The organism is Kitasatospora sp. NPDC057692 (assembly GCF_042799475.1).
In the GTDB taxonomy this organism is placed as follows: domain Bacteria; phylum Actinomycetota; class Actinomycetes; order Streptomycetales; family Streptomycetaceae; genus Kitasatospora.
Genome location: NZ_JBHVIV010000167.1, coordinates 1 through 6739, shown reverse-complemented (window position 1 = coordinate 6739; position 6739 = coordinate 1). Strand labels below are relative to the sequence as shown.

The following is a 6739-nucleotide window of genomic DNA, read 5'->3' as shown; positions in this document are numbered from 1 at the left end:
CGTACCGGCTGAGCGGCGCAGCGGGCACTCAGTCCTGCGACGCCTCCTCGATGCCCCGCAGCACGGCCGCGGTGTGTTCCTGTTCGGCGCGGTGCTGTTCGACGCGGTCCCGCGCCCGCTGGACCGCGTCCGGGTCGCTTGCGGCACCCGCGTCCATCACCGTGGTGGCGCCGTTGCCGAGGTCGACCCGCTCACCGAGGCGCTGGCGCTGCTGCACGAGATCACCGTCTCGGGCGCGCCGGACCCGTTGCACTGGGACGACGGCAAGATGCACACCGCCAAGGCGCGGGCGCAGGAGGGCATCAAGTCGATCGTCGATGCCGCGGTGAAGGCCGAGACCGCGGGTCGGGCCGCCCTGCGCGAGCTGAACGCGCTGGCGAGCAAGGCGCTGGCCGGCAGGTTCAAGAACAAGGGCCTGGGCGCCGCGGACAAGCTGGTCCTCGTCGATGCCGCTCTCGACGGCAACCATGTGTACAGCATCCTCACGGCCAACGACGTCACCCGTGCCGGCCAGGCCATGGACAAGATGAGCGAGGCCGACAGGGTCCGCTTCGACCAGCTGCTGGCCGGCTGCAAGTCCCCGGAGGAACGCGCCTACCTGATGAAGGCGTTGGCCGCCGGGCACAGCTACGACGAGGTCAAAAGGTTCGACGACCTGATCCACGAGCATGCCGACGACCCCGGTTGGCTCGGCGAGCGGATCTCCCCGGTGCAGCTCGACGCGACGTCTGACCAGAAGGCGCCGACGGGCTACCAGGGTGTCAACTGGAGCCAGGGCCAGTACCCGACCTGCGTGGCGGCGTCGACGGTGACCGCCCGCGCGATGGTCGACCCGCTGTTCGCCTTCCAGCTCACCACCGGTGGCCGCCCCGGCGACCCGGCCTACGACAACGGTGACGCCGCGAAGGCGCGGTGGGGCGAGGAGACCAGGCGGGTCTACGACACCCGCGCCTGGTGGCACTTCGGCCAGGGCGGGATGTGGGACTGGGAGTCCGACGACATCGCCGACGACGAGATCGGCAAGCACACCGGTGCGGAGTACCGCAATGTGGATCTCGACAGCCGAGACGAGCGCCAGGCTGAACGAGATCGAGAGGGTGATCGACGAGGGCAAGCCGGTCCCGGTGTCGGTCCGCGGGGACGGAGGCCACCAGATGATGATCATCGGGCACCGGGGCGACCAGCTGGAGATCTACAACCCCTGGGGCTACACCGTCTGGGTCAGCGAGGCGGATTTCGTCAACAACCACATGGGCGGCGCCTCCGACGCCAGCCTCCCCAACGTCGAGAGCATCCGGCTGCCCAAGTGAGGTCCCAGGTGAACACCCCACACCCCCAGAGCGACAGCCGGCTGGCGGAGCTGGACGTCGAGGTCCTTCTGCGGTTCGGCCTGCCGAACCCGGGACCGCACCGCTCCACACTGTTCGGCGACGGCGCGGTGGCCGCCGCGATCACCGTCGACCGGCTCGGCGTCATGCCGCGCGCCCTGACCTTCCTGGGCGAGGTCGTTCGGGCCGGCGGCGCCCGCTTCGCGGCAGCGCTGCCCGAGCCGCTGCCCGGCCCGGCGGACGCTGCGGCCCGTGGCTGGCTGGAGGCGGCCTCCATGGTCGTTCAGGGTCCGCAGGGCGACGAGATGGTTGCCCGCTGGCTCGATGCGGTCGCCGCCCTCCTGGCGCTGCGAGTCACCCACCGTGAGGCAACCTCATGAGCAGGCGGTGGCGTCGGATCCTGCTGGGGGCAACCGTGGTGCTGGCCCTGGCGGTCGCCGGCGGCGCGGTGGCGGTCCACCGGAAGACCACCGGCAAGCTCGACCACGGCACGGTGTTCACGCAGACCTCGGGCGACCTGGTGGTCAAGTCCGGTGAGCTCTTCTCGACCGAGGTGTTCGGCTACCGGGGAGCGGGCGACAACTGGACCATGGCCGCCCCCGATCCCGACCCGGCCGTCGCCCGCGCCGCCGGCGACGAATACGTCGGCAACGCCGGCCTCACGGACCTGCTCGGCTTCGGCGCGACCGGGAACCTCGGCACGGGCGGCCACTACTACTTCACCTTCCGCGCCCAGAACCCCGGCCGCACCACCATCACCGTGCACGTCCCCTACCGTGACGAACTCGGTGGGTCCTTCCCCGGCGGGCCGGACCAGACCAAGCGCCAGTTCACCGTCGACGTCCGCTGAGCCGCAGGCCGCTGCAGCATCTGCTGGACGACGCGCGCTCGCGCTACACGGTCCGCTCCGACGGCCGGGCCCTGGTCGCGCGGATCGACCCGACGGTCGCGCGCACCCTGCGGTCCGCGCTTGAGAGCGTGGAGCGGCCGGAGCGGGGGTCGGCCTCGAAGCACCTGAACGAGGCGATCATCTGGGCGTACGCCCTCGTCCCGGACCCGGTGAAGGCGTACAGCGAGGCGATCAAGGCGGTGGAGTCCGCCGCGCACGCCACCCTGGACCCCAAGCGCGACCGGGCGACGCTCGGCACGATGCTCGGCGAGATGCCGAAGATCGCGCACAAGCTCGTCTTCGACATCGAGGGCGCCGACCCGCAGGAGGGCGTCGAGATGGTGCGCCGGATGATGAAGCAGCTGTGGGACGGCCAGACCAGCCGCCACGGCAAGCAGCGGCCCACTCGCAAGGAGACGCAGGCCGAGGCGAAGGCCGCGATCCACCTTGCCGCTGTCCTGGTGCAGCACTTCTCCTCCGGGGCGATCCGCCGGGCCTGAAGCCCCGGCCCGGTCGGGCCCGGCGGGTTGCCGCTTCGACGACATGCTCCGGTGGCGTTCCCGCTACGGTGGCCGGGTCCGGGCGGCCCGGACCGGACCCCACCGCGGCGAAGGGGAACCGCCGTGTCCGACGCAGCCCTGCTCCCCGCTGCTGGGTCGCGGGAAGGCGATCGAGGCGACTATCGCTGGCAGGGCGATTACTTTGTGCCGGGCGTGGATAGCTTCTAAGGGCTGTCCCGTAACCCCACTTGGGCTGAGCTCATGGTGTGTCGGGGGCGGTGCCGATGGCGTCGGCCGAGCGAAGCGAGCGGCCGAGCTCTCCGGTGAGGAGGCGGGGGTGCCGACGCCACCACCACAAGTCGGGGCCTGGCAGTCCGTGGAACCGGTCGAGTGCTTGGCCGTCGTCATCGATGGTCGCGGCCTTGTATCGGTCGTCCAGGGCTTTGATCCGCGGAGTCCAGAGCTGAACGATGTGATCGTCAAGCAAGATCCACGCCTCGTGAATCCAGTTTCGGCAGTAGAGGTCGTTGGTGTACTCGGAAATGAAGTCCTCGTAGCCGCGCTCGATGACGTTCACCAGGGCGGCCCACGCGTCCACCCTGTCAGCGACCGTGAACGCCGTCCGCCAGCCCCGCTGGTGCAGCAGCTCGCCCACCTCGGTTTCAGTAGCCATGATCGTGAGGTTCCCACTCCGAGGCCACCCGGGCTACCGAGTTGCGTCCAGCCAGCGGCTGGCGATCCCAACGGTGATCAAGATGAGACGATCTCGCCATGGCTGGTGTGATCACGGCATCGGAGCCGTCCTGGATAGCCCCGTTCACCGGGCTGAGCCAGCGGGACTTCCGCAAGCTGGTGACGATCCTGCGCCGTGAGGGCGCCGACGCGGCGCGGCCGGGCCGGCCGTGGAGCCTGCCGCTGGAGGACCGGGTGCTCTTGGTCGCGGCCTATTGGCGAACCAACCTGACGCTGCGGCAGCTCGTCCCGCTATTCGGCGTGTCCAAGTCTGCGGCCGACCGGATCATCAACCACATCGGCCCGCTGCTGGCGCTCAAGCCCCGCCGCCGGTTCCGCAAGGACACCGTGCTGATCGTCGACGGCCCCCTGGTCCCCACCCGCGACCACTCCGTCGCCGAGCAGTCGAAGAACTACCGGTACTCCACCAACCACCAGGTCGCCATCGACGCCCACACCCGGCTGGTTGTCGCGGTCGGCAGACCCCTGCCAGGCAACCGCAACGACTGCAAGGCCTGGGTCGAGTCGGGCGCCACAGCGCCCGTCGGCAAGACCATCACGATCGCCGACGGCGGCTACCCGGGCACCGGTCTGGTCATGCCGCACCGGCGACCCCGGGGCGGCGAGCTCACCGCATGGAAGACCGAGCACAACAGCGAGCACAAGCAGGTCCGCGCCCGCGTCGAGCACGTCTTCGCCCGGATGAAGACCTGGAAGATCCTGTGTGACTGCCGCCTCAAGGGCGACGGCGTTCACCACGTCATGCTCGGCATCGCACGGCTGCACAACATCCTTCAGGCCCCATAGCCGAGTCCGACCAACGACCGAGCGCCCTACCCCGAACCACTGAAAGATCAATTACGGGACAGCCCTTAGCAGAGGGATGCGTGATGCAGAAACCTTCGCAGCTCACCGGAAAGCAATTCAACGGATACTTGAGGGTTGCGCTTCCGCACAAGCTCGACGAGGTTGTCGAGGCGGTTGTGGTCGGGTACATGCGCGAGTTGCCGTCCGGTAGGCAGGAAGTGCTGGACGAGGTGGGCCCGCGCGCTGCGGGAGTGCTCAATTCGTATGCCGAGCGCATGGCGTCGATCGGTGTGCGGACGACCTCGGTGGGGTGCCTCGAACGTGGGATCGTTGCCATTGGCATGGCGACCGGAAGGCTTGATGATCCGCGCGACAGCCTGATTGCCCTCGCTGCCCTGAACCACAGTGCCACGATGCTGGGAAGCAGCCTGGAGCGGATCATTGCCGAGGTTTCCGGACTGCTGCCGGCTGCGGCACTGTCCAGCGTTCGGGCCTTCGTGTCCCGCCGTGAAGGGAACAAGTCACTGTCGGCCATGAGGCTCCGTACGACCGGGTCCGGATCCGAATTTCGGTACGTCTCTGCCTGACCCGTAGATCTATTGGGTTGGGAGTGATTTGCTGGTCTGGATTCTCAGCGCGGTGAATGAGCTGTGGGGGAAGGAAGCTCCGCCGAAGGCGAGCGGGGCGTCCCGCAGCCTTTGACGGCGTGCGGGGCTTCGTTGGCAGACCCGACCGAGACGACGACTAGGCTCGGCGGATCACATGATCGTCCTGTGCGGACCGTTTGCGGCGGTACCGGCCTCTGAACTGGGAATACTCGTTGGCGGAGGGTGGCGCGGGTCCCCTAGAGTCGGCGCGCCCGCCCCGGTCGGGGCGGTGGCGTATCGGCGCGCGTGTCTGCGGGCGGTGCCGTTCTGGAGGGGGCGATCTGATGGTGTGCGTGGTGTGCGGGACGCGGCCGGCGGGGACGGACAGCGGGCGGTGCTACGGGTGTGCGGAGGCGTCCCCGGGGTGGGTGACGGCGCTGCGTCCGCCGAACGGCCTTGCCGCGGCCCTCTACGTCCTGCTGGGGCTGAACGCCGTCATGGCGGCGGTTGTCGTCGCGGCCGACGTCTGGGCGGACGTGCTCCTGGGCGGTCTGCTGGAGGGGTCCGACGACGTAGGGTTCGACGATCTCGACTCCGTGATATCCGTGACCGACGCGATGAACGGGCTGGCTATTCCCCTGTTCCTCGCCACCGCGGTGGTGTTCGTCATCTGGTTCCACCGGATCCGCCGGAACGCCGACCTGCTGCTGCCCAACGGACATCGCCACGGAAGCGGCTGGGCCGTCGGCGCCTGGTTCACCCCCGTCGTCGGGCTCTGGTTCCCCTGGCAGCTGACCGTGGACTGCTGGCGGGCGAGCGCGCCGCTGGACGCTGAAGGACGGCGCCGCACACCGTCCGAGCGGGTGGTCGCCCTGTGGTGGGCCACCTGGATCGGCTCGCTCCTCATCGGCCGGATCGCGTCCTCCATGACCCGCCAGTTCGATCCGACCTTCGGAGACCTTGAGAGCCTGCAAAGCGCCGGCCGGGTCGAAACCGTCGGCTTCGCGCTGCGCCTCGTGGCGGCGGTCGCGGCGATCGTGCTGGTCAACCGGCTGACCGCCATGCAGCAGGAACGCCGTGCCGACATCAACCCGATCGCGGCCAGGGCCGCTCACGAAGCCCGCGTCCAACTCTGATCGGCCACTCCACTAGGGTGACCGCTCGGCAGCCGGGGGGTGATGATGCTCGCGCTCGGTGCGCCGATCCCACCATTTCACTTCTGCCTGATGAGGATCACGACCTTGGCTTTCACGTCCCGCATCGCCGCCGCCGTCGTCAGCGCCGGCCTGGCTCTCACGATCGGCGCACCCGGCGCCGCCGCCGCCGACCGCCCGCGACTCAACCTCGACCCCTTCGTCCTGGCCAGCGGCTCCAGCCCGCACTGCCTGGAGATCGGCGGCTGGAGCACGGACAACGGCGCGCCCGTCCAGCAGTGGTCCTGCCACGGCGGCAACAACCAGAGCTGGCGGGCGCCCGGCGGCGGGCAGGTGGTCAACGCGCACACCGGCAAGTGCCTGGAGATCGGCGGCTGGAGCACCGAGAACGGCGCGTCCGCGCAGCAGTGGGACTGCAACGGCGGTGCCAACCAGAAGTGGGAGTGGGCGTTGTCCGGTGCCCTGGGAGGAGGAGAGATCCTGCGCAACGTCTGGAGCGGCAAGTGCCTGGACGTCCCCGGCGGCGCGGTCCTCTGGGGACCGGGGTACTTCAACGGCGTCCGCATGCAGCAGTGGGACTGCTGGAACAGCAGGAACCAGCAGTGGTTCATCTTCTCGCCTGGCGGCGCCTACCGCCCCGTCGACTACTAGGGCGCGTATTCGGTTGTGATCAATTTGCGGGTTTCGCCCTCGCGGTTGCCCCTGATCCGGTAGACCATGGTGCGTGACCCGTGTGCAACTG

At 69.3% G+C, this 6739-nt stretch carries 7 protein-coding genes and 1 pseudogene; 7 read left to right on the top strand and 1 reads right to left on the bottom strand.

Annotated elements, in window-relative coordinates:
• From ACFVFS_RS40165 to ACFVFS_RS40155, 3 genes and pseudogenes are all read left to right on the top strand, one after another.
• Positions 1–1708: pseudogene (locus ACFVFS_RS40165) on the top strand (hypothetical protein); the annotation flags it as partial.
• Positions 1705–2178, top strand: coding sequence for a protease inhibitor I42 family protein (locus tag ACFVFS_RS40160; protein WP_380630053.1), 474 nt, complete (start codon positions 1705–1707; stop codon positions 2176–2178). The pseudogene ACFVFS_RS40165 and the gene ACFVFS_RS40160, both read left to right, overlap by 4 nt.
• Positions 2179–2306: 128 nt before the next feature.
• On the top strand, positions 2307–2717 hold the full coding sequence (locus ACFVFS_RS40155; protein ID WP_380630052.1) for a hypothetical protein: 411 nt from the start codon (positions 2307–2309) through the stop codon (positions 2715–2717).
• Between the two features lie 259 nt (positions 2718–2976).
• Here the strand turns inward: ACFVFS_RS40155 and ACFVFS_RS40150 are convergent, their stop codons facing one another.
• On the bottom strand, positions 2977–3390 hold the full coding sequence (locus ACFVFS_RS40150) for a hypothetical protein (RefSeq protein ID WP_380630051.1): 414 nt from the start codon (positions 3388–3390) through the stop codon (positions 2977–2979).
• A gap of 98 nt (positions 3391–3488) precedes the next feature.
• Here ACFVFS_RS40150 and ACFVFS_RS40145 point away from each other — a divergent pair, with 98 nt between their 5' ends.
• The 4 genes from ACFVFS_RS40145 (at position 3489) to ACFVFS_RS40130 (ending at position 6648) form a co-directional block, all read left to right on the top strand.
• Positions 3489–4256, top strand: a complete 768-nt coding sequence (locus ACFVFS_RS40145; protein WP_380630048.1) for a transposase — start codon at positions 3489–3491, stop codon at positions 4254–4256.
• Between the two features lie 83 nt (positions 4257–4339).
• Entirely contained in the window at positions 4340–4843 is a 504-nt protein-coding gene (locus ACFVFS_RS40140) for a hypothetical protein (protein ID WP_380630046.1), read from the top strand.
• A gap of 428 nt (positions 4844–5271) precedes the next feature.
• Complete coding sequence (locus ACFVFS_RS40135; protein ID WP_380630044.1) at positions 5272–5979, top strand: DUF4328 domain-containing protein; 708 nt, start codon at positions 5272–5274, stop codon at positions 5977–5979.
• Positions 5980–6084: 105 nt separating this feature from the next.
• Positions 6085–6648 (top strand): RICIN domain-containing protein, encoded by a 564-nt coding sequence (locus ACFVFS_RS40130; protein ID WP_380630042.1) that lies wholly within the window; start codon positions 6085–6087, stop codon positions 6646–6648.
• Positions 6649–6739 lie beyond the last annotated feature (91 nt).

Excerpts from the sequence above, each read along its gene's own strand:
- ACFVFS_RS40160 (WP_380630053.1), top strand. The coding sequence starts at position 1,705 with ATGAGCAGGCGGTGGCGTCGGATCCTGCTGGGGGCAACCGTGGTGCTG.
- ACFVFS_RS40150 (WP_380630051.1), bottom strand. The coding sequence starts at position 3,390 with ATGGCTACTGAAACCGAGGTGGGCGAGCTGCTGCACCAGCGGGGCTGG.
- ACFVFS_RS40145 (WP_380630048.1), top strand. The coding sequence starts at position 3,489 with ATGGCTGGTGTGATCACGGCATCGGAGCCGTCCTGGATAGCCCCGTTC.
- ACFVFS_RS40140 (WP_380630046.1), top strand. The coding sequence starts at position 4,340 with ATGCAGAAACCTTCGCAGCTCACCGGAAAGCAATTCAACGGATACTTG.